The sequence below is a fragment of the Nostoc sp. FACHB-888 genome (assembly GCF_014696655.1).
In the GTDB taxonomy this organism is placed as follows: Bacteria; Cyanobacteriota; Cyanobacteriia; order Cyanobacteriales; family Nostocaceae; genus Nostoc.
This window is the reverse complement of sequence record NZ_JACJQM010000002.1, coordinates 53,233-79,860: the sequence shown is the minus strand read 5'-3', so window position 1 is coordinate 79,860 and position 26,628 is coordinate 53,233. Positions and strand designations below refer to the sequence as shown.

Genomic DNA, 26,628 nt, shown 5'->3' with positions numbered 1-26,628 from the left:
TAATACAGCATGGTGTAAATAAACCACCCATTCAAAATCAATAAAACGCTTGCGGTATAAGAATTACAACTTCCGCAAGGCGGTACTAGTTATTGCGGTTGATAATAAAATGAGCGATCGCTTGGAGTGGCTTGGCTCTTTCTCCAAATGGTTCTAATTCCGCACAAGCTGCTTTAACTAGCTCTTGGGCTTTTGAGCGAGATTCTTCAAGTCCCCAAAGGCTAGGATAGGTCACTTTCTGCGCTTTTTGGTCTTTACCCGCAGTTTTGCCTAATTGCTCTTGAGTAGCAGTGATATCCAGAATATCATCTATGATTTGGAATGCTAGCCCAATATTTTGAGCATAACGGCTCAGTCGCTGCACATCTTCAGGTGATGCTCCAGCGATGATCCCGCCACAAACTACGCAAGCTTCTAAAAGAGCGGCTGTTTTATGTTGATGGATGAAATTTAAGGTTTCTAGGGAAATATCTGATTTACCTTCTGACTCTAAATCGACAACTTGACCGCCGACTAAACCACCTGCCCCTAGCGCCCGACCAAGACGCACAACTACCTGCAAGACTAGCTCTCTCTTAACGTTTTGGGGGGTTTGAAGGGCAACAAACTCAAAAGCCAGAGCTAACAAGCCATCCCCAGCCAAAATCGCTACATCTTCGCCATAGATTTTATGATTTGTCAGCTTCCCACGACGGTAATCGTCATTATCCATCGCCGGCAGGTCATCATGAATCAATGACATTGTGTGGATCATCTCCACAGCACAAGCTGTTGGCATGGCCATTTCGATAGTTCCACCCATCATTTCGCAGGTAGCAAGGCAGAGAATGGGACGTACACGCTTGCCTCCAGCTAATAACGAGTAGCGCATCGCCTCATAAATCTTTTCTGGATAAATGATGGGGATAGCCTGATCCAAAGCAGTATCACAAAGCTTTTGCCGTTCTTTTAGATAAGCTGCTAAGTTAAACGTGGCTTCCTCTGGTGGTGTCTTTTGAACGTTATTAGTTGCTACCATTCTTTAATTCCTGACATTGTGGGATTTTTGTCTTATACGTCACAATTTTAAGGTGCTGTGGCGCTGAAAAAATGAAGAATTAGGAGTTGGAAGTTAAAGTTGGGAGTTGCGAGTTGGGATTAATAATTCTTAACTTTTAACTCATAACTCATAAGCTGATGCGCGCCTAAATTGTATAAACACTTTTTAGGGTCGTTAACTGTTGACGGTTGACGGTTATCAGTCATCAGTCATCGGTCATTAACCTTCATCTAAATGTTCAAGTTAAATGCGTAGCAGCCTAACTTATAACTCCTCACTTTCTTTCTTGTTTTGTTGTCCTGGAATAGCTGGCAAATGTATTTTGCAATAATATGGCGACAGTCATAGGGCCAACACCACCAGGAACGGGGGTGATAAATCCTGCTACAGCAGCAGTTGATTCAAAGTCGACATCACCGATTAAGCGACTTTTGCCACTAGCATCGATGACGCGGTTCATTCCCACATCTACCACAACAGCGCCCGGTTTTACCATATCAGCAGCGATCAGCCCGGGACGGCCTACTGCTGCAATTAAAATATCAGCATTTTGGGTAATGGTTTTGAGGTCATGCGATCGCGAGTGAGCGATCGTGACTGTGGCATCAGCTTCTAATAGCATCAGTGCCATTGGTTTACCCACCAAAATACTGCGTCCTACCACTACTGCCTGTTTCCCCTGCAAGGGAATTTCATATTCTTCTAAAAGCCGCATCACACCAGCCGGGGTGCAGCTGCGTAAACCACTTTCTGCCCGTACTAGTCGTCCCAAGTTAACTGGGTGCAGTCCATCAGCATCTTTATCGGGATCAATTTGATGTAACAGAGCCACAGCATCCAAGTGGTTAGGTAAAGGCAGTTGCACGAGAATGCCATCTACTCGTTCATCGTGGTTTAGTGCAGCTATGGCCTCTTCTAACTCCTCAAAGGTCGTTTGGGCAGGAAAATGCTTACCAAAAGAGGCAATGCCAACTTTAGCGCAAGCTTTTTCTTTATTACGGACATAAGCAGCTGAGGCTGGATTATCGCCAACCATCAGCACTGCTAAACCAGGAGGTCGTCCAATTTTTGGTTGTAATTGTGTAATGGCAATAGAAAGTTCTTGCTGAATTTTTGCAGCTAAAGCTTTACCATCAAGGAGTTTGGCAGTTTTTGTTTCCATGAAAATTACCAGCTATATTCGCCTTTTGTCAAAACACTTGCAACAAGTCTTTCTCCTTGTCCTTTTCCCCCTGCCTCTTTGTTGATGTCGTAGCGTTTTTTTACAGTAAATCCATAATCTTTATTTTCTCAGATCAATGGCGTTATCTGAAGAATAAAGAATTAAGGATAAAATTCAGAACATTTTTTGCTCAGTGGAGAGTGTGTTTCTGAAACCGCAGAGAATAGTATAGGTGGGAACAGACCTGATGAAACTGGCGACAAAGCAAGCAGTGAAGCAAAAATTTGCTCAATCGGTGGCTTTCATGCAACAAACAAGAAATTTATCCCTTTCGTTCTTGTACGGACACAGTATTATTCCCTACCGCCTGGGGTTGGTTTTTTTATTGGTGGTGGGACTTTGTAGTTGTGGAAGTTTAACCTCGTCTGGCTTGAATGGGACTAATTTTAGAATTGGTACTAATGTCACCCCAATTCGAGAAATCGAAAAGAAAAAAGACAATCAGGCTACAGTTTATATCCAAGGTAAGGTGGAAAAGAAAGCCCCTTTGATGAAGCAGTGGGCTTATGAAATTAATGACTCGACTGGCAAAATTTGGGTTGTCACCAATCAAAAGAATCTGACCGAGGGGGCACAAGTGGTGATTAAGGGTAAAGTTCGTTACCGAAGTATCCCCTTAGCTGGTAAAGAATTGGGGGAAGTTTATCTAGAAGAAGAATGAACAATCAACCGATACATGTAGCGATCGCAATTCTCTATCAAAAAGACAAGTTTCTCATGCAACTGCGGGACAATATTCCCGGTATTCTCTACCCCGGCTACTGGGCGCTATTTGGCGGTCATGTCGAACCTGGGGAAATGCCGGATGTCGCAGTGAAGCGAGAAATTTTAGAAGAAATCGGCTATAATTTACCATATTTTGTGGAATTTGGCTGTTATCCCGACGAAAGAGTAGTCCGTCATGTCTTTCATGCACCACTGTCGGTGGAATTAGATCAACTGGTTTTGAATGAAGGCTGGGATATGGGATTATTGACCCCAGAAGATATTCACCAAGGTAACTGTTATTCGCAAAACGCTGGCGAGGTGCGACCTTTGGGGAATATGCATCAAAAAATTATATTGGATTTTATTCAGACAAACCAACAAACCTAGTACCGCAGGGCGGAAGTCAAAAATCAAAAGGAGCCAGTGCGTTGGGCGGCTCTGCCGACTTGAAGCAACTGGCGTTCAAAAGTCAAAAGTATTATGGAATAAGCTCTTTAGATATTTTCAATGGTTGTTCTATTTACGTTGTGACGTACTAGTTTATCCCTGCTTGCCGATATTGCAATTGCAGCATGATTTCCTAGATGACGATATGCTTTTTCATAAATCAAAATCGAAGCCAAAATAAAGTAAGAACTCTTGTGGAGTCATCACTAATGCAATCAGCAAATAAATTACCGCGATGGTTAACTATAGGATTAGCATTTCCTATTGCCATTCTCAACGGCTGGCTATTACTCCAGGTTATACAGTATTTTCAACCCTTGGTCAGCATTATCGCTGCCGCAATTTTACTAGCTTTTGTATTGAACTATCCAATCCAGTTTCTCCAAGAACAAGGGGTAAAACGCAACGTGGCGATCGGGGGAGTGTTGCTTTTGACTCTCGTAGTTTTAGTAGGTTTAGGTATTACTTTGGTTCCCTTGATTATCCAACAGCTCGTTGAGCTAGCTAATATATTGCCCAGTTGGATTGATTCTGGTACTCAACAGTTGCAAACTTTTCAAGATTGGGCATTAAGTCAACAAGAACTTCCGATTAATTTAAGTGGTTTATTTACCCAAGTTCTTGAGCGATTATCTAACCAGCTTCAGTCCTTCACTGGTAGAATTCTTGGTTTTGCTGTCGATACCATTGGTATTGTGCTGAACGTGCTGCTGGCGGTAGTGCTGACTATCTACTTAATATTGAACGGTGAACGTCTTTGGGACGGAGTTTTTCAGTGGTTTCCCCCTAACATGGGGTCAAGAATGCGGGAATTACTGCGAGAGGATTTCCACAATTACTTCATCGGTCAAGCAACATTGGGAGCTGTGTTAGGGGTGACAATTACACTGGCGTTTTTGGCGTTGCAAGTTCCCTTAGCTCTACTTTTTGGTATCGGTATTGGTTTATTTTCTCTCTTCCCCTTTGGTACAGGAGTAGGTATCGCTATAGTAAGTTTGTTGGTAGCGCTGCAAAACTTTTGGTTAGGAGTTGAAGTTTTAGGTGTAGCTGTTGCGATCGACCAAGTTAATTCTAATTTTATAGCGCCTAGACTTCTCGGCAATTTGACTGGGTTAAATCCCGTGTGGGTGGTAATTTCTTTGCTGTTGGGGGCAAAGTTAGGAGGAGTTCTCGGTTTGTTAATTGCGATCCCTATTGCCAGTTTTATCAAGGATATAACAGATAGTTGGCGGGCTGGGGAATTTAACAAGATAGATGATATCGTGTCAGAACCTATAAATATCATCAAAAGCGAGACAGCAGGAACTTATAGTTAAAAATCGTATAAGTGGAAAACTGAAAAGTTAACTATTGATAAAAATGTCTATCTCGTGCTGTTTTTTTGTGCTGAGTTTTTAAGAATACAGCATTTGGTAACGGAGCTAATCCCGACTCATATTCACTAAACCCTATCAACAGTGCGACCTTCGCCATGTTATACCAATTCACGAAAATTCTGATACATACAGCACTTTGCAACTAAATGAGGTACAGAACCAAGGATTCACAAATCAAATTATTCTTCTTCCTCCTGCCTCCTGCCTTGTCTACGACACGCTGCGCGATCTGCCTCCTGCCTCAAAACCAGTGACTTTGTACTTCATGCAAAAGAAAACTGCTGTATTGATTTATCGTAACGGCATGGATCATCTGTTTGAGGGTCAATAGATGAGAAAAAACCTGTTTATAGCTTCTTTTTAAATGATTGTTGTAAGTTTTTTTGTAACTGCACCTACCTTTAATTAATTTTTACACGATCATGTTTACAAGGTAAAATAAAAAACTCTGGGCGCTCAGGAAATAAAAAATGAAGTATAAATTACTCATACTTCATATTGAATCAATTATTGTTTTTAATGGGTCACTACAAACTAAATTAGCTGTACCCGGAATCAAAGTTAAACTTTAACGTTTTCCATCGATGCTGTCTTTCTTTTGAAGATAAAACCAAGACCGCAAGCAAAAAGAATACCACCTAAAGTTGTAGACTCAGGCACTTTTGTGTAAGATACTTTACCAGAAATAACTTCACTATTTGGAGAAGTTCTAGAAAAGGCTGTAAAATCCTCACCAACGATTTCGTAACTTATTGAACTGGAAGGATTAGCTTTATTATCGAATGCATAATCTAAGCCTACAGAAGATGTGTCTTCTGTTAAGTATGCGGTTGAAAATACAATGGGAAAGTCTGGATAGTTTAAATCATCTTGTTCGGTGTAAATGTTGGAATTTCCATCAAATTGGAAAGAGAGTGACTTAACTATCGCTTCTGAAATATTGTCATTGCTAAAAGTTGAGTCATCAAAACTAAAAAAGCCCTTTCCTGTATTGAGAGGGCTATCAACCGTGAAATCATAATTTACAAGGGCAGCAGATACAGATTTTGCATCTATAGTAGTCAAACTTAGGGCAAGACTAGCAGCAGCAAATACTAATTTTGGAAACAATTTCATCTCAGTTTTCCTCATGACAAACTTCTGCAAGCAACGCAAATTCTAACTTACTTATCTCCTTGCTTATTTATAAAGGGTTCCTCACCGATTAAAACAGTGATTATTATTTATTAACCCCGTCAAAATCAAGGAAATAAGTTACCAAACATTTGGGATAAATTATTTTGAGGTCATGAGTTTAAGGAAACTTTAATCAAAGGTAAAGATAATAACTAATAGCAATTTTGTAAGAGGCTGCACAAAATCAGGCTTTGTGAGTGAGACAACTGGCTCAAGTAAATTGTTATATTCAACCTCACACATAATCAAGAGAAGTTAATTTATATTAATTATAATTATAAAAAACTTTTATTTTTTATTAACCCTTGGATAACCCAATCTTTACTTGTTGAAATAACAGAATGTGCTAAACACTTATCCTGTAATACTTTTTAAGCTTGCCATTATTTATCATGGAATCTAATCGCCCATCGCAACTAAACCGCCGCCAGTTTTTGCTCCGCTCAACTATCACAGCAGGTGGAATTATTGCTACAAATCTTGTATCCAAATCACAAGTTTTTGCTCAAGCGCCTGCCATTATCACCTCCGATAAAATGCGTCCTGCTATACCTTATGGCGTAGCTAGCGGAGATATCTCTAACGATAGCATTGTGATTTGGAGTCGCAGCGATCGCCCCGCCAAAATGATCGTAGAATATTCTACTAGCGAATCTTTTCGCAATGTGCAGCGAGTTGTGGGACCCAATGCTTTAAAAAATAGTGACTTTACAGCACGACTTTTTCTGAGAAACTTACCAGCAGACCAACAAATATTTTATCGGGTAATTTTCCAAGATTTAGATTATAAAGGCACCTACAGCGCTCCTGTCAAAGGCACTTTCCGAACTCCTCCCAAATTTGGGCGAGATATATTCTTTGTGTGGGGTGGTGACACTGCCGGTCAGGGATGGGGGATTAATCCTGATTTTGGTGGAATGAAAATTTACGAAACTATGCGCCAACTTCATCCCGACTTTTTCATTCATTCTGGCGATAATATTTATGCTGATGGCCCCATTCAATCAGAAGTAACTCTAGACGACGGCACTATTTGGAAAAACATCACCACACCAGAAAAATCAAAAGTAGCAGAAACTCTCACAGAATTTCGTGGTAACTATATTTACAATTTGCTGGATGAAAACATCAAACGTTTCAACGCTGAAGTTCCCATCTTGGCACAATGGGATGACCACGAAACCACAAATAACTGGTATCCTGGAGAATTTCTTCTCAACGATGACCGCTACATAGTTAAAGATGTTAACTTGCTAGCTCAAAGAGGAAGACAAGCATTTTTAGAATATCTGCCTATTGGGTATGAAACAAATGATCCAGATAAAGCGAGAATTTATCGTTCTTTCAACTATGGGCCATTATTAGACATTTTCATGCTGGATGAGCGTACTTATCGGGGGCCAAACACTCCCAATCGTCAGCCAGTACCAAGTAAAGAAACAGAAATGCTGGGCAGAACACAAATACAATGGCTGAAAAGGCAATTGTTATCATCAAAAGCAACATGGAAAGTGATTGCTAGTGATATGCCATTGGGGCTGATAATTCGAGATGGTAGCGCTGATTTTGAAGCTTGGGCTAACGGAGATGGTCCAGCTTTAGGAAGAGAATTAGAAATTGCCGATTTACTACGATTTATCAAAAATAAGAATATCAAGAATGTTGTTTGGTTAACTGCCGATGTACATTATGCAGCAGCCCATTATTACGACCCTGCTAAAGCACAGTTTAAGGACTTTAAGCCTTTTTGGGAGTTTGTTGCTGGGCCTTTGAACTCTGGCACATTTGGTCCAAATCAATTGGAAAATACCTTTGGCCCGCAATTAGTATTTCAAAGCATTCCTTCAGGTACGAAAGCAAATCGACCGCCAAGCGAAGGTTTGCAATTCTTTGGAGGAGTTAAAATTGACGCTGATACAAAGGTTATGACGGTAACACTGCGTAACTTGGCAGGGAAAACTGTTTACAGTGTAGATTTGCCGGCAGAAACATAAATCATTAAAAACGCAGCAAAATATAGCCAGTTAGATAGAGTAATTATGCAATTTTTTACTTTGTCTGCTGGCTTTGTTGTTTTTGGTGAGATGTTGAAGGATGAAAAAACTTTGAGCGATGCCTGCGACGGGCTTTGCCTACGCCACTGTTAAGAGCTAAGGCTAAGTTTCGTGAGCAAATTGTTCTTTGGGAGGAAGAAGGATTAAAAGAATTAGCAGCTAAATTCCCCAATCAAGCTGTAGAAAAGACTTCTATGGGTGATGCTAGTATTGTCATCTTGGGTTGGCACTATCACCAAAAGGGTTTCCATGTAGAATTTTTAACTGATGATGACAAGCTAAAATCTCAAGAACCACCTCCGCCACAGCCACCTACGCGTCGTAGCAGTCGAACAAAAAGGTAAAATATCCTTGAGCGATCGCCCTTTGCCTATAACATCACGTTATCATCGGATATTGTGGAATTTCCGTGCGTAACTCGATAGCATCTATGACCGCCTCTCACTCTGAAACTCCATCTACCAAGCCCGATGCAAGTACTTTTATTTCTGACCATCAACAGGTCGATCGCAGTAAGCTAAGTCAAATGTACTTGCATTATGTCGAGACGAAGGATAAATATCCTCACGCGGTATTGCTGTATCGGGTAGGAGATTTCTTTGAATGCTATTTCCAAGATGCTGTAAAACTAGCACAAGAATTGGAATTAGTCCTTACTAGCAAACAAGCTGGGGAACAGGGACGAGTGGCGATGTCTGGTGTTCCGCACCACGCTTGGGAACGCTACGCAACGCTGCTGGTAGAAAAAGGCTATGCAGTCGTAATTTGTGACCAAGTAGAGGATGCTTCTGAAGCTGCTGGTAGATTGGTGCGACGGGAGGTAACGCGCATCTTGACTCCTGGCACTTTGCTAGAAGAGGGAATGCTCAAATCAAGTCGCAATAATTACCTTGCAGCAGTAGTAATTGCCGCAAATCATTGGGGTTTAGCCTATGCAGACATCTCTACAGGCGAATTTCTCACGACTCAAGGTAGTGATTTAGAACATCTGACACAGGAATTAATGCGTTTGCAACCATCCGAGGTGTTGGTTCCGACAAATGCGCCCGATTTAGGTAGTTTGCTGCGTCCCGGAGAAACTTCGCCACATCTGCCGGAGTGTTTGCCACCATCATTTTGTTATAGTTTGCGATCGCAAGTTCCCTTTTCTCAAGGCGAAGCTAGACCTAGATTATTGCAGAAATTTAAGGTGCGATCGCTTGAAGGACTCGGTTGCGATCATCTTCCCCTTGCCGTCCGTGCGGCCGGTGGTCTTCTAGAATACCTGGAAGATACCCAAAAAGAAAACCCCGTTACCCTCCAAAGACTCCGCAGCTACACTGTCACCGATTATCTAATTGTTGATAATCAAACCCGCCGTAACCTGGAAATTACCCAAACCGTTCGGGATGGTACTTTTCACGGTTCCTTACTCTGGGCGTTAGATAGAACTAGTACAGCAATGGGTGGGCGGGCTTTGCGGCGGTGGTTGTTGCAACCGTTAATCGATATTAAAGGCATTCGGGCACGTCTTGATACCATTCAAGAATTGATGGAAAATACGCCCCTACGTCAAGATTTGCGGCAATTGTTACGCCAAATTTATGACCTAGAACGCCTCACAGGAAGGGCGGGTTCTGGTACAGCTAATGCTAGAGATTTAGTAGCTTTGGCAGATTCCCTCTCACGCTTACCGGAATTATCCCACTTAGTAACTGAGGCACGTTCTCCATTCCTCAAAGCTTTGCAGAAAGTCCCAACTGTGTTGGAAGAATTGGCACACAAGTTACACGCGCATCTTGTGGAGTCACCACCCATACTAATTAAAGAAGGCGGATTGATTCGCCCTAGTGTAAATTCCCTATTGGATGAGAGGAAAGCTACTGTAGAAGCAGACCAGCAATGGATTGCCAACTTGGAAGTTGATGAAAGGGCTAAGACGGGAATTCCCACGCTGAAGGTAGGATTTAACAAAACTTTTGGTTATTATATCAGTATTTCCCGCACCAAAGCTGACCAAGTACCCGCTAATTACATCCGCAAGCAAACTCTGACCAATGAGGAACGTTACATCACCCCAGATTTGAAGGAACGAGAAGCCCGGATTCTCACGGCGCGGGATGATTTAAATCAGTTGGAATATGAGATTTTTACAGCGTTACGGGAAGAGGTAGCACAGGAGGCGGAAGTAATTCGCAATCTGTCTCGTGCAGTGGCGGCGGCGGATGTGTTGTGTGGTTTGGCTGAGTTGGCAGTGCATCAAGGTTACTGTCGTCCAGAAATGTTGCCAGGAAGGGAGATAAATATTGTTGATGGCCGTCATCCGGTAGTTGAACAGTCTTTACCTCCGGGGTTCTTTGTGCCGAATTCGACTCAATTAGGTGAAGAGTCATCAGTCATTAGTCATGTGTCATTAGCAGATGACCAAGAACAAATTACAAATGACAGTCCCGATTTAATCATCCTCACCGGGCCAAACGCCAGTGGCAAAAGTTGTTATTTGCGTCAGGTAGGATTAATTCAGTTAATGGCGCAGATTGGTAGTTTTGTACCAGCTAGGCTTGCCAGATTGGGAATATGCGATCGCATTTTCACCCGTGTCGGTGCAGTAGATGATCTTGCAACTGGTCAATCTACTTTCATGGTGGAGATGAATGAAACGGCGAATATTCTCAACCATGCCACATCTAGGTCGCTGGTATTATTAGATGAAATTGGCCGGGGAACAGCAACTTTTGATGGTCTTTCCATAGCTTGGGCGGTGGCAGAATATATAGCAGTGGATATTCGGGCGCGAACGATTTTTGCTACTCATTACCATGAATTGAATGAGCTGGCAAGCATTCTGCCGAATGTAGCTAACTATCAGGTAACAGTGAAAGAATTACCCGACCAAATTATCTTTTTGCACCAAGTCCAACCCGGAGGCGCTGATAAGTCTTACGGTATTGAGGCGGGAAGATTGGCGGGTTTACCAGCTGTAGTTATTCAACGAGCAAAACAAGTTATGGGGCAAATTGAAAAACACAGTAAGATTGCGATGGGGCTACAAAATCTGGATTGATATGTACATTAACTAATTATTTGTCACTGTTAACAGATTAATGTCATTTTTAACAAATTTTTTGTCTTCAAATTCTGTTGGCTAACTATTAATAAAATAATCTCATTAAACTTTTCAGCGTGATGTGTTGTGTGATGTATAAAACTTGGCACACGATAACACAGCTTTTAAAGCTCACGTTGTGTTTAACTTTTCTATTCTCAATTTGCCCCATCTTTCAACCCACCCTACTCTGACATTACTTTTGAAAATCAAATTTAATTGATTAATTGACTAACTCCACTCTTTCAACTCGCCTCTGGCTGGGAGGGGTGTTGAAACTTAGAAGAAATTGGCTTGTATGCCGCCCGCGTCTTTCAACCCGCCTCTAGCTGGGAGCGGTGTTGAAACATTGACAATTTCAACGCAATATAAATAATCCAGCCCCCCTTTCAACCCGCCTCTAGCTGGGAGCGGTGTTGAAACTTCGGTTATGGCATCGGCAATTATGGCTTTGCTGTTCTTTCAACCCGCCTCTAGCTGGGAGCGGTGTTGAAACTCTGCGCTTCAAACCCTTGATTTAACAATAGTTATGAAGGCATTTTTGTCACGTCTCCCAAAATCGCCCGTCAGTTAATACTTAAAAAAGAAATCAACTGACACACTAAAGGCTATAAACCTTATTAAACAAGCGATTTAAAGTTTTGGCAGGAGTCTCAGGGAAATCGCCCTCGCTTTACCATGCCAAAAAATAATTAAGGTGGGTTCCTCCTTGGTCGGAGGTGATTCAGTAGCCACCACTGCGGTAAACCCGCACCTCTATTACTGGGGGCGCACCTAATTCCTATCCACAAGGGATAGCAGCATCAAGGTGGGCAGCTACCAGGGTCAGAAAGCAAGACTGTTGTTTAACAGCAGTCAAACTAACCCAAATTTACACAGCACAGAGGCTTGTAACAAGCATGAACTGCGGCGCTGTTGAATTTTCTTATTTTATTGTCAAGGTTCAGTGTTTTGTCAATCAGTTTATTTTGCGGGAATAGTAAGCAGCCATCGCTAATTCTTTCGCTTTCTCCTGTGGACTACCTCGAATCGGATGTTTTGACTCCTCTATGACAATTCCGGTTTTAGCCGCTTGACTTTGAACGATAGAAATCAATCTACCGTAGCTCCATTGATGGACGCTAACTCGATATTGTTTGGCATATTGTTTTTGAACTTCTAGTAATTCTGATTTTTGCTCGGCTTTGGCTTGAATCTCACTCTGAACTTGCTCTCGCATATTGTCCAACTTAGGTAGAACAATACTTCCAGCAGAGTAAGTTTGAGCGATCGCAATAATCTCTTTCGCCAGTAATCTGTCAATATATTCTCCTAACTCCGATTCTCCAAATTGATTTGGTGCAGCAAGCGTTTGAGCTACTTGGCGTTGATGGGATAAATAGTGCTTTTGCTGTCGCTGTCGATTTAGCAGTTTGTAGTTCTCACCAAGTAGTTGTCTAATGCTGCAATAAGTAAGGACTTTACCTGTAGTTCCGTCTACTATTGCTACTGTTGCGGGCTTTTCTAAACCGAGGCTAACACCGACAAGAATATGAGATTGTCCTTTATATAAAGGTTTCGTGGGGCGAGGGAAAGGGTTATTAATTCTGTCTAAGGTAGAGTTTTTCCGTTTTATATGAGCTTGCTGTTTTTCATTAAGGTCGCCTTTGGCTTTGGTATTAGTGATAGTTTTAGCTATTTCTTCGGCTTTCTCTTCCTTTACTTGATTGGTTCCTTCAGTCGTCCACAGGCGTGTGTCTACAGAACAGTAGAGGGTTAAGTGGTTAACCTTCCAAGGATCGCCTTTACCTTCTTCTTCTTGCCAAGCAATACGCCCACTACGGAGTGTGAACAGGCTGCTAGAATGTTGGTTTTTGCTATTTTTCTTAATTTGTTGATCTTCTAGGAAGCGTTTAAACCAGTGGAGTTGGCGAGAGTCACAATAGACTTGAAAGCTATGCTCACTCAGTCCGTTGAATTTTACACAGATGCGCCCAAACTGGTTTTTAAACCAAGTCATGTCTTCGTTGGTTTCGTAAACTACCGGGAAAGGTACTTTGTTAGATTGCCTTAAAAGGCTGTCTTGCCAAGATTTTGCCTCGGTTTCATTTGTTGGAACATCTTGGGTAGCAACAACAAGAGTTCCTAACCATTTAGCATCGGTTAAATCTCGTCCTTTGGGAATTCGTGTTTCTAACTGTTCTCTGAGACGTTCAATCTGAATTTTAATTTTACGACGGCGTTGAGCAAATTTTTCAGCGTCTTCCTCTTTATCGTTGATTTTACAACCATTTTTGAGCAAATAGCTGATAGCACAACGAGTCAAGTTATCTTCTGTGTTGCCGTAAGCCTCAAATAAATTCTTTGATAAACCGCGATCGCTATCTGAAGTTTGAGATTTTTTGCGCTTTTTAGCTTTTTTTAAATTCGTTGATTGAGTTTCAGCAGTATTGAGGGGAGTAAGTTGAGCCAAAACTTCAGCAGCTTTAATGCGAAGACTGTCTAAGCTGATACCACTAGTTTCTACCAATTCAACATCACTGTTAAGCATTTCCAACCAGCGAATTTTACCTTCTAGTTGGAACTGCGATCGCTTCATTAGCGCAAACCATGATTTATATATGTAGTTCACCAATGTGATCGCACTCGCGTAAAACCGTCCAGGCTGACCAATAAAGCGAGGGTCAGTTTTCAAAGGTTGGTAGAGTTCTTTGACAATACTAGTGGGGTGTTTGCCCTTTTGTCGCCAAGTCTCAAACTCTGGGTGTTGACTTACCTGACGTAGTAGTTCATTAATCAGTGGCGTATTTAGCTCTGCCATCAACTTCCATAGTTGGTGGCGTGATGACTCTGAGGCTACAAGACGACACTGAATAGTGATTTGGCTCATCGGCTTAAAACAATATTGTTTAATACTAACATATTTGTATTAAACAAATCTTCTGTAAAATAAATTGTATGCAGGAGACATTTTTTACAAGCAAGGAAGCGGCTGAAATCACAGGCTGCACCCTTCGTCAGCTACAGTATTGGCGAGAAAGGGGGGTGATTGTTCCTGTCATCAGTGAGACTGGAACTGGACGTAGTATTTATTACTCAAAATCAAACTTGCTGGAACTGGCTGCAATGTCATATTGGTTATCTGTAGGGTTAAGTTTTGACATAGCCAGCACCACGCTGAAAAAGCTGAAAGACCAAGAGCCGGAGCTATTTATTTCAGGTAAAGGCAAGCGGTTTATGCTGTTGTCGGAAGTGCAGAAGCGATCGCTTGAGCTTGTAGAGTTTGACAGAAAAAAGGCGATCGCATCTTTGGATGCAGGTAAACCTGTAATTCCCGTGTGGTTGGACGAAATTTATCAAAAGTTGGCACTAAAGTTGGGAAAAAGTTAGAACTTCTGGGATAAAGCGAAAATGGCATTTACGCTCAGGGCTTCGTGCTAACTTTGGTAAGACAGGAGTGAGTTGATGAGCGACCTTAGCAAAGAAACAGACGCACGTATTAATATTGATGATCTTCTCCGTCAAGCAGGATGGAACCCTGCTGATAAATCTCAGGTAATGACTGAGGTTTCGGCTCAAATGGCAGATAGGAGGAGAGGTAAAGCCGATTATGTACTACTTGACCAAAGAGGTCGTCCCTTGGCTGTGATTGAAGCTAAGAAGCGTGCTATTGAGCCTTATGTTGCTAAAAACCAAGCACTTCCCTACGCCCAGCAACTTCAAGCACCATTTATTTTTCTCAGTAATGGCGAACTGATTTATTTCTGGGACTATCAAAACGATGATGCCCGGATCGTTAATTCTTTTTTCTCACGGCGAGATTTAGAGCGATTGGTTGAAATGCGCTCAACCCGTCAACCTCTGGCTACTATTGAAATTCCTGAGTATTACACTCGACAAGGAGAAATTCGCTTAGTTCGTCCCTATCAAAGGGAAACTATGCAAGCAATTGACCATGCGGTTGAATTGGGGAAGCGGCGATTTTTACTGGAACTACCTACCGGAACAGGTAAAACTGATTTAATTTGCTTGCAATTAAAACGCTTGATTCAATCGGGATATACAGAAAAAATCCTGTTTTTAGTGGATAGGGAGCAATTAGCTAAACAGGCAATAGAAGCAATTCAAGATGTTTTAAATCAGTATGGTAGCTACTGGCTCAAGCCGAGTGTGATCCGGCAAGAGCAGCAAATTACGGTTTGCTTACTCCAAACAATGATTAGCCGTTATCGGGAGTTTACTAGTGGCTATTTTGATGCTGTTGTGGCTGATGAATGTCACCGTTCTATTTATGGTATTTGGCAGACAGCACTTACTCATTTTGATGCGTTTCATATTGGTTTAACTGCTACGCCAGCAGCTTACATTGAACGTAATACTTTTGATTTCTACAACTGCCGGAATGAACAGCCAGATTTTACTTACTCTATTCAAACGGCATTTGAACAAAAGTATCTTGTTCCTTATCGGTTCGCTACTGGTATAACTGAAATTATTGCTGAAGGTGCTGAAGTTGATGAGGTTTATTATGACCCAGCAGCCTTTGAACGTAAGTGGACTAATGAGGCGAGTAACCGTCTCATGATGCAGGAATTTGACAGACTGGCTTGGGAGAATTATCAAGAATTAGCACCAGGACAAAAGATTGGGCCTGGTAAATCAATAGTATTTGCTTTGACAAAAAATCATGCGGCACGGTTAACCAGATATCTGAACGAATTACATCCTTTAGGAAAAGGAAGGGTAAAAGTAAGGTCTTTCTTTATTGAAGCGGATGGCAAACAAGTTTTAAGTATGAGTTCTCGTCCTCAAGGAAAGCTTCAGTTAGATCGCCTCGATTACCAAAACCCAATTCTCAGCAACTTGATTCAAGCAATCTTAGAAGCGAATACATTTACCCTGAAAGTAAATCCAGAGGATCGGGAAGAAATTGAGCAAGCAATCTATGAACTTGTTCCAGAAATTACAGCACGGGTTTCTCGCTTACTACCAACAAAAATTCAAGTTGGAGATGAAGGGGATATATCAATTCCTAAACTTAATCCTAAGCCAGGACAACAGGATTTAGCTGACACGGTGCGTCTGATTCTCCCTTACAGACTCAGCGAATTGATCGGAGCAATTACCGAGACTGTAGAACGAGATATTGGAAAACTCAGGTATTTAGGGCCATTTCGCACCTACCCACCTCGACATTTTGCGTTTTCTCGGCAGCAAGATGCTAACTGGTATGCTGGCGGTGGTTATGCTTGGGACATCCTCTTAAATAACGCTGAGGTACGCCAAAAGGTGAATGCTTGGCTGGGAGATAGCGACAGGATGAAATCCCCTTATGAGTTAGTGGTGCGTAGTCTTTTGCCAGATTCTCAACTTGCTGCTGAACTTTACCCCCGAATTGCTAAAACTTTACATGATTTAACCACTAAGCTGATTGTCCATGCTGCTGGATTTGGGAATGATATCCAAGAAGAGATTGAAAGGATAAGAGGTGATTTTGAAGCTGTGGGTATTGACCTGAATTCTGATAGTGTTCTACCCGAAGTTGAACAACTGGTTTCTATGCTCACTGATACTGATAGCTTATCAGAAACTTGGGTACAGGAAATGACTTCAGGAGGCGATCGCATTTCTGATTTAGTTCTGATTGACAAGAGAACTAAAACACCAGTCAGTCACCGCGACGTAGGAATTGGTATTAGTCAAGTTATTCCGATTCTTGTATCTTGCTATGGTCTATCTGATGCTTTGGTTGCCATTGAACAGCCAGAAATTCATCTACATCCAAAACTGCAAGCAGAATTAGGGGATGTGTTCATTCAGTCTGCACTTGGAGGACAAAAAAACACTTTTATATTGGAAACTCACAGTGAACATTTACTTCTGCGAATTATGCGGCGGATAAGAGAAACCTTTAATAACGAACTCCCAGAAGGTTGTCTACCCGTGCGACCAGAAGATGTTTGTATATTGTTTGTAGAAGCAGACAGTGAGGGTAGTATGGTGCGCGAAATGCCTTTGAACAAGAGAGGTGAACTTGTCAAAGCATGGCCAGGAGGATTTTTTGAAGAAGAATTAGATGAGATATTTTAATTAATATGTTAGTTGAATACGCTTTAATTCCTGATATTTTTGACGCTAACTGCTACGATTACCCTGAATTATGTAGCGCACGTATTGAATATATTAAAGATGTAGTCCTTGAAGAAGCATTAGTTCGGGATCTAAGAAAAGGTGAATGGCGTGCTTATCTTCAAACCTGCATGAAAAAAGATGAATATTGTTGGCCGTCACGGCCATGCCAATTCCATTATGTTTATCGATCCCTATTTTGATCCAGTGAAGCATGGCTACAGGGAATTTAATAAATTACTGGCAGCAATTATAAATCCTGATGAACCACCAGATATTGAAATTCATATATGCCATTTAGCAGACTCTATAACAAAAAGTCAATATGAAGCAGATTTTAGCAGTAAATTATCTGGTGTAATTAATACAGCAGGACTTACTGTAAAAATTTTTATTTGGGATAAATTTCATGATCGTTATCTGATTAGCAATCTTATGGGTATTAAATTAAATAATGGGTTCGATATTAGCGATAAGCCTCAAGAAATGACTACATGGGGAAGACTGGGGCGTTCAGATAGAGATGATATTCAGCGCGAATTTGATCCAGCATCAGGGCGGCATAAACTGCAACATAGATTCACTGTACCGTGAAAATGTCTATGGAAAATAGTTATTAGCGTTAAATGTCTTATTTATCATTATACTGAGATTCTTGAATAATCTCTTTCCCATTCATTTCATTTAAAGCAGCATCTATACCCTCATTCCAAGGGCCAAATTGATAATAACACCAATCTAGATCAGTCAGTTGCTTCCCCGTCCACTTAACAGAGTAAATATCAGCTAAATACAAAAATTTGATTAGCTGTGTTTTTGTAATATACCCTTTTGTCGCGTAGACAAAATATTTTATGAGTTTATCCAACATAACCCTTCTCTCTGCTGACAATCATAAAATACTTGTATGAACTAACACATATAGATGGATACAGGTATTTAAAAGTATTTTGATTCAAAGCTTTATAAAGAGTTTTAATAAGTTTAGATCGCTTAATTATAGTTGTTTTGATCCAACTCCTGACACTTTTTTTGCTTACTAGCTAGCTGTAACTAGTTTATATGTACTAGTATATAGTATAGAATTGATATGAATAAACAATTCTTGACTAAAATTTAATGTGTTGTTATCTCATGGGCCTGTCGTGTTTGGCTGAATAACCTTTTGCCACTTTACCATTTCCGTGAACGGCAGAAAGCGCCTTTGATACCAATCGTCAGCCCACAACGCCGAAATTTTGAATCTAGCCCTACACTTTGGACATTCTGACAGCAAGCTTTATTTGTGGCGAGGCGATCGCACCTTTACAAGAATCATCAAACACTTTGTTTCCCGTTTGGTGTGGTTTTCTCACAGAGACCACCACTAAGCATCTCATGTATTGCTGTAAGTTGATTAGTTCAGCAGGGACTAGGAAGACAAATTCATGGAGCGATCGCTTGAACTTGTGGGGTTTGGGTTGGGAGATGCGATCGCATCCTTAAAAACAAGTCAAGATGTAATACCTGTTTATTATAAAGTTATGGTGCGCTGACTCCCATTACTACATTATCAATTAAACTCTTCCTCGTTGTCGCTCTTGCTCTCTATCACTTCTCTGGTTAATCTGGAGTCTCATCCGATTGTATAAATTAACTTGAGGATCGGAATGGCTAATGGAGGCGACTAAGGCATAACGTTGCATTTCTATTTCATCTGGATTAGCCCATTTACGGTTGCAACTCACAATTAGAGTCATAGGCCCATCATTATATTTTGTAGCTCTAGACGTTATTTCCACTTGTCCGTTGGTATTGATACGCAATTTCATCTATCTTGGCAGCTAGCCGAAACTGCTTTAGACCATTTCGGTAAATTTGTTCATCATTACCTAGCGAGATATTGATGACTTTGCAATTAGAATACTGTTCAACAAAAGCACGAATGGCTTCATCAAGTTGAGTTTCTAAGAGAAGATCCTCATCATATTTGTTATTCTCGTCTGTTACACGAGCAGAAAATAACCAAGCTGTTGGATCAAAGGAACGCTGTTGAATGCAGTTATCAACATTTCCATAGACAGCAATACCAGCGACACTTGTACCATGTCCATGTACATCGTCCGCGCCACCTTTTATAAATTGCCGTTTTGCATCTGGGAATACTTCAGCCTCACCCAATACCGGAGCAATCAACGGATGACCGCGTGGTACGCCAGAGTCGATAACAAGAATGCCACAATTATCTTCAGGTGGGGGAACAACTTCGGGAAAATTAGAAATTGGCAGATTATAGTCAGCAGTTGTCTCAAAAGCAGGTTGGGGAGGGCGATCAATTTCTTTAACAATTTCCTCTAGTAGCAAAAGATTTAAAATTTCTTCAGTAACTTTAATCCGAGCAATACAGATATAGTCACCTATGTAGCTATCACTCATTCTCATAGGAGCAGTATTGCTGGTTAAACTTTCTAGGACATCGGCAATATCATCTAAATACTTTCGCATTTCTTTGCGATCGCCCGTGTGCCAAAGTTCTAAATCTAAAGCGGCAAGTTCACCAGGTTGTACACGCTTTATATCTAACAGACGACCAATGCGATCTTCAGGTTCGAGGGGAACTAGCTCATCGATTGCCCCTAAGTATTCATATTTGGGGCCGTCTTTGATCTGACTATAATTTTCTAACCGCTTCTTGAACTCTGTTAGCTCATTGTCGGATGAGAAGACAACAATAGCTTTATTGGGTTCACGCGCTAAAACATTTAGTCCTGTTTGAGTTACCAAGTTATCTGAAAAAGAATGTTTTTCAGCAACTTTGATCTTAAAAATCAATTTTGGGTCAAGACGGAAAGGGCTAGTCTTTTGCTTAACAGGCTCAATAAGGCTAGAAATTTGACCTAATAGCTGCTTACCGTGTTCACTGATATCAGTACGTTTTGTACCACTAAAACCACTACTAGATCGTCGAGGTAATTCAATGTTTATTATTCTCGGTAATCTCAGGTGTTCAAACTGATTCCCCATTGTGGTTCGAAGTAAATAATTATTTTGAGTTTGCTATTATACTTTGCCTTTCTAAAAAACGCCCTATCGCAACCTCTAAATCATCACCAGTCAAGGTACGTTCACCCCGTAGAATTACGGCTTTAATCGCATCAGAGCATATACGCTCTATATCTGCTCCAGTAGCATTATCAAGTCGTTCAGCAAAGGTAGACAGATTAATAGCAGTATAACGGATAGCAGATAAGTAACGATTTAAAAGAGCCGTCCGCAGTTCAACCGATGGGTTATCAAAGAAAATAACTTCATCAAATCGTCGCCAAACAGCGCTGTCCAATAGTTTCTCATGATTGGTGGCGGCGACAAATATACTTTGATTAGTCGCATTATCGATGAGTTGTAGCAAACTATTGACTAACCGTTTAACTTCACCATGTTCATTTAAATTGTCGCGATCGCGGGCGATCGCATCAAACTCATCAAACAAAACAAGCCATTCTCCCTTTTCAATGTACGTAAAAATTTTCTGAAGATTGGTTGCAGTTTCACCTAAGTAAGAGGAAAATACTGCCGTTAGGTTTACGTAAACGAGTGGCAGCCCTAGTGCGCTGGAGAGGACTTTTGCAGTTTGAGTTTTGCCACAGCCAGGTGGCCCACAGAATAGCAATTTGTTTTTGGGCTTGAGGTTATAGGCTGCGAGTATATCTTGCTTACGGTTTTCGAGGACGATTTCTTGCAGTGTATCAAAAATTTTCTCACTCACGACAATGTGATCCCATGTAAGATCGAATTGTTTTACCTCAAGTAAGGCAAGCCCAGTATCTTTATCTTTAGGGGGTTCAGAAAACTGGTTGTAGGGAGCCAGGTTAGAAGCTAAGGGTTTGGTGTATCCATAGCCATTTTGAAGCAGTTTTTCTAAATCTCTAGCAAGTAGGATATGGTTTTTATTCTTTTCTTCCTCAATAAGTTCCATAGCCGCAGCCAAAAACTCTTCTCTCTCATTGCGAGAGAAGCTTTTGAAGAGTTTTCTGAGAATTTCGCCACGTGCCATACTTTAGAACCAGGATTGGATACTTTATGTACCCTAATTTATTATAGTATTTTTGTACTACTAAAAAGTTTAAAGACCCAAAAGGCTACTTATCTTAGCACTGAAATATTACATCTGACAGGAATCATTCCTCAAGTTCTCTAACTGGGGCAGCTTTTTCTACTGGATTATCTAGTTGTTCTTGCTCCAATGCTTCTGACACTTTGCCATATCGACAAACGGCGTAAAACACCTCTGACACCACGCATCCATCCATCGTGCTGGAACCTTAAACCTAGCCCCACAATTGGGACATTCTGAAAGCAAGCTTAACTCATGGCGATCGCATTCTAAGTAAACATTAATTTACAGTCCCAAGCCGCTTCATCGAAGGGACAGTCTATCTTCTGCAAACACAATACGCGATCGCCTCACTTGCCCTTACCAGGCGGCGAAATTGTTCCATCCGCCTGCGCTTGTTTAATAGCTCGTTTCAGAATTAACACTGCCATTTGCGACAAAGAACGCTCCTCTGCATCCGCCAGTTGTTGCAGAGCTTCTTTGTCTTCTTCTTCCATGTAAATACTCAATGTTACTTTTCCCATGTGACTATTATCAGCTTCTCTATGTGTTTTTATATTAAATCACTAAAAACAAATAAATTTAAATATAAGCACATAAAATTTATGTATAATTACTGATAAGTCAAAAGCCAGGGCGCAACTTTCTCAGGGCTGACGCACTGGCTTCTGGCTCCTTCTCACAGGAGACATATTCCATGTTAAGACCTGTTTGCCACAAAACAGATGAACACACAAGTTATCTACAAGCTTTAGATGACTTCGGTATTGCTGAACTATTGGCGAAACTCAGCAATTATTGTGAACAGCAAGAACAACAAACTTTAGCAGCGTTATTGATTTCCCAATTAACTCAGAGTCTTGATGCTGAATTAGTTGCTAGTTATTTGAGTGCGTTGGCTCCTAGCCTTGCCGAAGGCATCGCGCTCAATCGCCAGGATTTATTCCCAAGAATAATCAACCAGAAATTTTCTGCTAGTTCTGTTGATTTACCCGATGACTTTCCTACTACAGCAAAGACACCCCGCTTCTTATATGGCGACAAATTGCGTTGGATTGGTTCTGACACTGATTGGGGAACTGCGATCGGCAGATTTTATAGCTTTGCTCCCCATCTTTGCTGCTGGAGTTGGTGCTACCTAATTTGGTTAAGCAAAGACAGCCTCAATGCAGCTTGGACATCTGCCGATATTGCTTGGGAGGAGGATTTAGAAGCACTGGAAGGAGAGCCAGTATATGACTAATCCCCGCCCTCTACAAGAACGTGAGCAAAACCTGATTGACCTTTACAGCCATTGTCAACTAGGAATGACACCCAATAAATTTTATGCCAAATGGGATGTCAATCATGAAGCGATCGCTCGTATTTGCTCTCGTTCACTCTCAACTGTCCGGCGTTGGTTTTCCAAGGGTCGCAATTACCGCAGTCCCATGCCCAGTGATTTACGCCATCTTGCTCTGATGGACTTCCTGCTAGAACACTTTGAGGAAATTCCCGAAGAATGTCTGAATATACTCTGTTCTCTCACAGGGCATAAGTAGGAATCGAAAAGTCAACCAATTGCAATGTCATCCTGACATTTTTTTACCAGCCACTCTCACAGTAGGGTGGCTTTAGTTTTGAGAATGTTTAAGTCACTTTTGTCTTATTCGACTGCAATTTACTAGCTAATCATAAGTATGATCAGGAGGTTTTTATGACCTACATTGAAAAGCTAAATCCTTGGTGTATAGTCCGCCATTTTCCTAGTATGCAACATCAAATAGTTGCTCGTTTTCGTCGCCGCAGTGACGCAGAGGCTCATTCACAAGCTCTACATCGACTGATACCAAGTGCAACTTTCACAATCATTTTCAATCCAGCAGTCGAGCAACCAGAGCAAATTACCCCATGATTTTGTCGTTCTGGAAGTCAACTTAACTTGTAGCGAATTCTCTTCTTTGTTGAAACATACGATATCCCCCTTGCTCCTTTTTTTCCATGAAAGCAATGGGGGATGATTTGTAGCTAATATTTGAAAAGTACTACTATGTTTGCACAAACTCCGTCATCGATAAGACTTTTGATACTTTACCATATCGGCAAAACTCAGAAAACACCGTTGACACCAACCATCCACCCACGCTGCTGGAATCTTAAATCTTGCCCCACAGTTTGGACATTCTGAAAGCAAACTTAATTTGTGGCGATCGCACTCTTGTGTTATCTTCAACTGCCATTCAATCTTGTGACAAGGTGACTCAACATAACAAGCAGCACATAACCGAATCGGCTCAAGCTTCATTCCCACCCCAGCAGGCGGTAACATCTGCGCTAACCTGTCGGCATCAAGCCTCACAACCTTAGCCAACGCCTCTAACTGCTGGCGAGATGGTGGGGGATTAAACCGAAACTTTTCCCATCGGGCGATCGCACCCCCAACTTCTGCTGCTTTACCTAATCCAGTAGGGGTTAAATCATTTGCCCGTCGAAAGCGACCCAAAAAATAACTCAGGCTTTCTCCTTGATATGGTTGAACTCTAAACAGCCAAGGCTTAATATTTTCCGCTTCCATCACTTGTATTCAGCAGCTACTTCCTTCAAAGTTCCCAAGTCAATTTTTTGCAGTCCCTTTTTTAAAGCCCGGATTGCAGTCTCTCGCAGAATCATATCCATCAAACCGATATAACCTCCAGTTGCGTCCCCCAACGTCTTCAACATCGTCTTACTCGAAAGGTTGGAAGCAACTGGCAATCGGAGTATTTGCTTCTCCCAAATATCTACAGTTCGTTTAAAGTCTTCCCCTGACATCTTTCCAAAACGGTGACAAGACCGAAAACGGTTGTAAACCTGTTCATCGCGCTTAATCACTGCATCTAAGCGGTCAGTTCCTACCAAAATAACTGCTATTTCCAACCTGTCAAAAATATCACGCACTTCGGCAAAAGTTTTCGGCTTAAAGCGGTCAGCTTCATCAATAATCAACATCTCCACCCCGCAACCTTTAAGAACCCGCAGCGTTCTATCTCGAATTTCTGCTACCGTTCCTTTAGTTACCTGATATTTCAAATGCTCCATAATTACCCCAAATAATTCCTTAGCACCGCACTCTTGGGGAATTTGGATATAAGCCACAGGTACAATTGGGGGCTTTCCTGCAACTTGAGAGGGTTTATTCCTAAGCCTATAGGCATCACAACCCATAGTTTTACCCGTCCTCGATTCACCTACCACACGACCAGATTGCCTTGATTGGCGTTTTCCTTCCAACCAATTATGGAGAATTTGCACTTGTTCGAGTGGGACAAAACCTTTACGATTTAATCGTTGAATCTCCGCCTGTAATTTGTCGCTATTAACGGGAATATCACCCAATTGTTGAGCAACTGCTTGAGCTTCTTGTAAAGTCATTTTTACCACCCGTAATCTTCACGCATTTGTTCGTAATCAAAAACTTCTGGCATCTCTTGCTCAGGTTCGCTGTCAAGAGATACTGCCTCTCCTGATGACTCTGGCTCAACAGGTATAAGTTGTTTAGCTTTTTTGACCTCAGCCTGTTCTACTTTCTGACGCTCTTTTTTAGTTTTCTTTTGAGTTTGGAATGTTTCGCGTTCTCTAACTTCAGCCAAAATTGAGCGATTGCTTACAGCCTTACCCGCTTCTCTGACCTTACGACTGCTAGCTTTTGCCTCATCTAGAGATAGTTCCTCTGTCTCCAAATCTTGAGCATACGCACGGGCAAGAAACACTTCTTTATCCCCTTCTGTGCGGTAAACCAAAATCCTTGTGATATCTCTGGGGTCATATCGCAACACAACACTTTCCCCCGCGTAACCAGCTAAGAGTTCACCTCGATACATCAAGTTTTCAAATTGCAGATATCCCCCGCGTTGAATTTGTCGCCGTGTTTGCTTCATTAAGCAAATATCCAAATCCCTCTCGGAAAGTAAATCAGGGGAAGCAATTAAACCAGATTCCCAGCGTTGAAATCTTGTCTGATCGCCCATACGAGCATCAAGTCGCTGGTTATAGTTATCAACGATGTAACGCACTAACATTTTCTCTAATTGCCGCAACGTTAAGCAAGCTTCTTTCTCGGCTTCCTCTGGTCGCTCTTGAACGTTTGAACCTGTGTATCCTTGTAGAGTTGAGAATAATTCTGTGTTTAGAGTTTTAAATGGACGTTCGACACTACCACCTTCACTAGGGCGATCGCGCAAATGACAAACAAACCCTAACTCCACTCCTATTTGCTGTAAATGGTTGGAACGAAAATCCTTACCCCCATCTGTATAGAAGTGTTGCGGCAAACCAGAAGTACCCCATTCTTCGTGAAATCCGTATTCTGAACCATATTGCTTGGGCAAAATTGCATGACGTAGCGCCAAAGCAACAACCTGAGAACTTGGTGCATCGTAGCCCAAGTTAATCCCCATAATGCAGCGCGAATAACTATCAATAACCGTTGTTAACCAAGGACGACTAAGAATTTTGCCATGCTGATCTACTAATAAAACATCAACACGGGTATGGTCGCATTGCCAAACTTGGTTACTATGTTCTATCTGTAAATCTTTTCCATCACGGGTTTTAACTGATAAGCGCGAACCACGCCAACCCGGACTGCGAATACTTTTAGCTTGCTCAATTTTATCTATTAACGGTTGTAAAATTCGGTAAACCGTCATGTGGGAAGGAGGCTTAACTCCCAGTTCTTCAGCCTCTGCCTTAGCTTTGATAAATACCTGCTGGCGAGTCATCCTTTTACTTTCCTTATTACCCTCTTTATAGGTATTCAAAATAAACTCTTGCCAATTCCCATCAACTCGGTGCTTCCCTTCATCCAGCCGTTGATTTTGCGCCAGTCCAGCCAAACCCTCCTGTTCCCATTTCTCTACTAGCCGTCGTACTGTACGTACTGACTTACCAAGTTTTTCTGCCGCTTCCTTGAGCTTCTGAGTATATGTAGTGCGATCGCTATTGTCTAAAAGATTTTGAATCACCTCCATTTTCAGCAAAGCTTCATCCGAAAGTTTAGAAACAATAATGTTTGCTTCAGCAAGATCGTTATTCACATCTGCGGAGCTTGCCCAAGTTGTAGAGGTTGTAGAAGATTCTGTATTCTGCATACTATGTTTTATTAAAACATAGTTGTATTATACTATCTCGATGACAAATAATTTGTTAATTTATGCAAAACCACTATTTTCAGGTTTCTGGAAAGTGACAATTAAATTGTGAAACATCTGGTATTTGACATCTAATTTGTGAATACCGACTTGGATGGGTACAATCGTCTTTAATAAGAAAAACCCTGGCAGAATCCTTGCTATGTAAGGGC

General features: G+C 41.5%; 26 protein-coding genes and 1 CRISPR repeat array. Of the genes, 13 read left to right on the top strand and 13 right to left on the bottom strand.

The genetic code is table 11. The features are described from left to right. Positions 1 to 85 precede the first annotated feature (85 nt). Together crtE and folD are read right to left on the bottom strand one after the other, a co-directional pair. Positions 86 to 1,018 carry a geranylgeranyl diphosphate synthase CrtE gene (gene crtE, locus H6G26_RS01720; RefSeq protein WP_190727621.1) on the bottom strand — a complete coding sequence of 311 codons (933 nt, stop codon included), beginning with the start codon at positions 1,016 to 1,018 and terminating at the stop codon, positions 86 to 88. A 295-nt stretch (positions 1,019 to 1,313) separates the two neighbouring features. After that, the gene (gene folD, locus H6G26_RS01715; protein ID WP_190727620.1) at positions 1,314 to 2,201 is read right to left on the bottom strand and encodes a bifunctional methylenetetrahydrofolate dehydrogenase/methenyltetrahydrofolate cyclohydrolase FolD; all 888 of its coding nucleotides are present in this window, start codon (positions 2,199 to 2,201) and stop codon (positions 1,314 to 1,316) included. Between the two features lie 247 nt (positions 2,202 to 2,448). Between folD and H6G26_RS01710 the strand changes: the two genes are divergently transcribed. The 3 genes from H6G26_RS01710 to H6G26_RS01700 all read left to right on the top strand — a co-directional run bounded on the left by H6G26_RS01710 (position 2,449) and on the right by H6G26_RS01700 (position 4,732). Beyond that, on the top strand, positions 2,449 to 2,922 hold the full coding sequence (locus tag H6G26_RS01710; protein WP_229560597.1) for a hypothetical protein: 474 nt from the start codon (positions 2,449 to 2,451) through the stop codon (positions 2,920 to 2,922). Further along, the gene (locus tag H6G26_RS01705; RefSeq protein WP_190727619.1) at positions 2,919 to 3,356 is read left to right on the top strand and encodes an NUDIX hydrolase; all 438 of its coding nucleotides are present in this window, start codon (positions 2,919 to 2,921) and stop codon (positions 3,354 to 3,356) included. Before H6G26_RS01710 ends, H6G26_RS01705 begins: the two co-directional genes overlap by 4 nt. A gap of 269 nt (positions 3,357 to 3,625) precedes the next feature. Continuing rightward, positions 3,626 to 4,732: an AI-2E family transporter gene (locus H6G26_RS01700; protein WP_190727618.1), complete on the top strand. Its 1,107-nt coding sequence runs from the start codon at positions 3,626 to 3,628 to the stop codon at positions 4,730 to 4,732. A 621-nt stretch (positions 4,733 to 5,353) separates the two neighbouring features. Here H6G26_RS01700 and H6G26_RS01690 read toward each other — a convergent pair. After that, positions 5,354 to 5,908 carry a PEP-CTERM sorting domain-containing protein gene (locus H6G26_RS01690; RefSeq protein ID WP_190727616.1) on the bottom strand — a complete coding sequence of 185 codons (555 nt, stop codon included), beginning with the start codon at positions 5,906 to 5,908 and terminating at the stop codon, positions 5,354 to 5,356. A 452-nt stretch (positions 5,909 to 6,360) separates the two neighbouring features. On the opposite strand from H6G26_RS01690, the gene H6G26_RS01685 reads away from it, so the two are divergent. The 3 genes from H6G26_RS01685 to mutS all read left to right on the top strand — a co-directional run bounded on the left by H6G26_RS01685 (position 6,361) and on the right by mutS (position 11,065). Beyond that, a complete protein-coding gene (locus tag H6G26_RS01685; RefSeq protein ID WP_190727615.1) occupies positions 6,361 to 7,962 on the top strand; it encodes an alkaline phosphatase in 1,602 nt (533 codons plus the stop codon). A 134-nt stretch (positions 7,963 to 8,096) separates the two neighbouring features. Then, a complete protein-coding gene (locus tag H6G26_RS01680) occupies positions 8,097 to 8,366 on the top strand; it encodes a hypothetical protein (RefSeq protein WP_242053554.1) in 270 nt (89 codons plus the stop codon). A gap of 86 nt (positions 8,367 to 8,452) precedes the next feature. Further along, positions 8,453 to 11,065 carry a DNA mismatch repair protein MutS gene (mutS, locus tag H6G26_RS01675; RefSeq protein ID WP_190727776.1) on the top strand — a complete coding sequence of 871 codons (2,613 nt, stop codon included), beginning with the start codon at positions 8,453 to 8,455 and terminating at the stop codon, positions 11,063 to 11,065. A gap of 284 nt (positions 11,066 to 11,349) precedes the next feature. Next, positions 11,350 to 11,607: a CRISPR direct-repeat array (repeat unit 37 nt; unit sequence CTTTCAACCCGCCTCTAGCTGGGAGCGGTGTTGAAAC). A gap of 458 nt (positions 11,608 to 12,065) precedes the next feature. Here mutS and cas12k read toward each other — a convergent pair. Next, the gene (gene cas12k, locus H6G26_RS01670; protein WP_190727614.1) at positions 12,066 to 13,976 is read right to left on the bottom strand and encodes a type V CRISPR-associated protein Cas12k; all 1,911 of its coding nucleotides are present in this window, start codon (positions 13,974 to 13,976) and stop codon (positions 12,066 to 12,068) included. A 68-nt stretch (positions 13,977 to 14,044) separates the two neighbouring features. Here cas12k and H6G26_RS01665 point away from each other — a divergent pair, with 68 nt between their 5' ends. The 3 genes from H6G26_RS01665 to H6G26_RS01655 all read left to right on the top strand — a co-directional run bounded on the left by H6G26_RS01665 (position 14,045) and on the right by H6G26_RS01655 (position 17,809). Next, on the top strand, positions 14,045 to 14,476 hold the full coding sequence (locus H6G26_RS01665) for a MerR family transcriptional regulator (protein WP_190727613.1): 432 nt from the start codon (positions 14,045 to 14,047) through the stop codon (positions 14,474 to 14,476). Positions 14,477 to 14,551: 75 nt separating this feature from the next. Continuing rightward, positions 14,552 to 17,176: a DEAD/DEAH box helicase family protein gene (locus H6G26_RS01660; protein ID WP_190727612.1), complete on the top strand. Its 2,625-nt coding sequence runs from the start codon at positions 14,552 to 14,554 to the stop codon at positions 17,174 to 17,176. A 180-nt stretch (positions 17,177 to 17,356) separates the two neighbouring features. Next, complete coding sequence (locus H6G26_RS01655; protein ID WP_190727611.1) at positions 17,357 to 17,809, top strand: hypothetical protein; 453 nt, start codon at positions 17,357 to 17,359, stop codon at positions 17,807 to 17,809. A 37-nt stretch (positions 17,810 to 17,846) separates the two neighbouring features. Here H6G26_RS01655 and H6G26_RS01650 read toward each other — a convergent pair whose 3' ends face one another. After that, the gene (locus tag H6G26_RS01650) at positions 17,847 to 18,086 is read right to left on the bottom strand and encodes a SocA family protein (RefSeq protein ID WP_242053553.1); all 240 of its coding nucleotides are present in this window, start codon (positions 18,084 to 18,086) and stop codon (positions 17,847 to 17,849) included. Between the two features lie 386 nt (positions 18,087 to 18,472). Between H6G26_RS01650 and H6G26_RS01645 the strand changes: the two genes are divergently transcribed. After that, the gene (locus H6G26_RS01645; RefSeq protein WP_190727610.1) at positions 18,473 to 18,700 is read left to right on the top strand and encodes a hypothetical protein; all 228 of its coding nucleotides are present in this window, start codon (positions 18,473 to 18,475) and stop codon (positions 18,698 to 18,700) included. 71 nt (positions 18,701 to 18,771) lie between these two features. Here H6G26_RS01645 and H6G26_RS01640 read toward each other — a convergent pair whose 3' ends face one another. From H6G26_RS01640 to H6G26_RS01625, 5 genes are all read right to left on the bottom strand, one after another. Then, positions 18,772 to 18,954 carry a hypothetical protein gene (locus H6G26_RS01640; RefSeq protein ID WP_190727609.1) on the bottom strand — a complete coding sequence of 61 codons (183 nt, stop codon included), beginning with the start codon at positions 18,952 to 18,954 and terminating at the stop codon, positions 18,772 to 18,774. 25 nt (positions 18,955 to 18,979) lie between these two features. Continuing rightward, positions 18,980 to 20,218 (bottom strand): S8 family serine peptidase, encoded by a 1,239-nt coding sequence (locus H6G26_RS01635; RefSeq protein WP_242053552.1) that lies wholly within the window; start codon positions 20,216 to 20,218, stop codon positions 18,980 to 18,982. 19 nt (positions 20,219 to 20,237) lie between these two features. Then, positions 20,238 to 21,248, bottom strand: coding sequence for an ATP-binding protein (locus H6G26_RS01630; RefSeq protein WP_190727608.1), 1,011 nt, complete (start codon positions 21,246 to 21,248; stop codon positions 20,238 to 20,240). Between the two features lie 124 nt (positions 21,249 to 21,372). After that, the gene (locus H6G26_RS43675; protein ID WP_277883752.1) at positions 21,373 to 21,504 is read right to left on the bottom strand and encodes a hypothetical protein; all 132 of its coding nucleotides are present in this window, start codon (positions 21,502 to 21,504) and stop codon (positions 21,373 to 21,375) included. Between the two features lie 154 nt (positions 21,505 to 21,658). Further along, positions 21,659 to 21,832, bottom strand: a complete 174-nt coding sequence (locus H6G26_RS01625) for a ribbon-helix-helix protein, CopG family (RefSeq protein WP_118170726.1) — start codon at positions 21,830 to 21,832, stop codon at positions 21,659 to 21,661. A gap of 173 nt (positions 21,833 to 22,005) precedes the next feature. Here H6G26_RS01625 and H6G26_RS01620 point away from each other — a divergent pair, with 173 nt between their 5' ends. The 3 genes from H6G26_RS01620 (at position 22,006) to H6G26_RS01610 (ending at position 23,202) form a co-directional block, all read left to right on the top strand. Next, a complete protein-coding gene (locus H6G26_RS01620; RefSeq protein WP_190727607.1) occupies positions 22,006 to 22,551 on the top strand; it encodes a hypothetical protein in 546 nt (181 codons plus the stop codon). Next, complete coding sequence (locus H6G26_RS01615) at positions 22,544 to 22,849, top strand: helix-turn-helix domain-containing protein (RefSeq protein ID WP_190727606.1); 306 nt, start codon at positions 22,544 to 22,546, stop codon at positions 22,847 to 22,849. The genes H6G26_RS01620 and H6G26_RS01615 overlap by 8 nt, the downstream gene beginning before the upstream one ends. Before the next feature lie 155 nt (positions 22,850 to 23,004). Beyond that, on the top strand, positions 23,005 to 23,202 hold the full coding sequence (locus H6G26_RS01610) for a hypothetical protein (RefSeq protein WP_118170740.1): 198 nt from the start codon (positions 23,005 to 23,007) through the stop codon (positions 23,200 to 23,202). Positions 23,203 to 23,355: 153 nt separating this feature from the next. On the opposite strand, the gene H6G26_RS01605 is transcribed toward H6G26_RS01610, so the two are convergent. Genes H6G26_RS01605 through H6G26_RS01595 form a run of 3 tightly spaced genes read right to left on the bottom strand, consistent with a single transcriptional unit; the run spans position 23,356 to position 26,416 of the window. Beyond that, a complete protein-coding gene (locus tag H6G26_RS01605; RefSeq protein WP_190727605.1) occupies positions 23,356 to 23,862 on the bottom strand; it encodes a TniQ family protein in 507 nt (168 codons plus the stop codon). Next, entirely contained in the window at positions 23,862 to 24,698 is an 837-nt protein-coding gene (locus H6G26_RS01600; RefSeq protein ID WP_190727604.1) for a TniB family NTP-binding protein, read from the bottom strand. The genes H6G26_RS01605 and H6G26_RS01600 overlap by 1 nt, the downstream gene beginning before the upstream one ends. Before the next feature lie 2 nt (positions 24,699 to 24,700). Continuing rightward, positions 24,701 to 26,416: a Mu transposase C-terminal domain-containing protein gene (locus tag H6G26_RS01595; protein WP_199326595.1), complete on the bottom strand. Its 1,716-nt coding sequence runs from the start codon at positions 26,414 to 26,416 to the stop codon at positions 24,701 to 24,703. Positions 26,417 to 26,628: the final 212 nt, after the last annotated feature.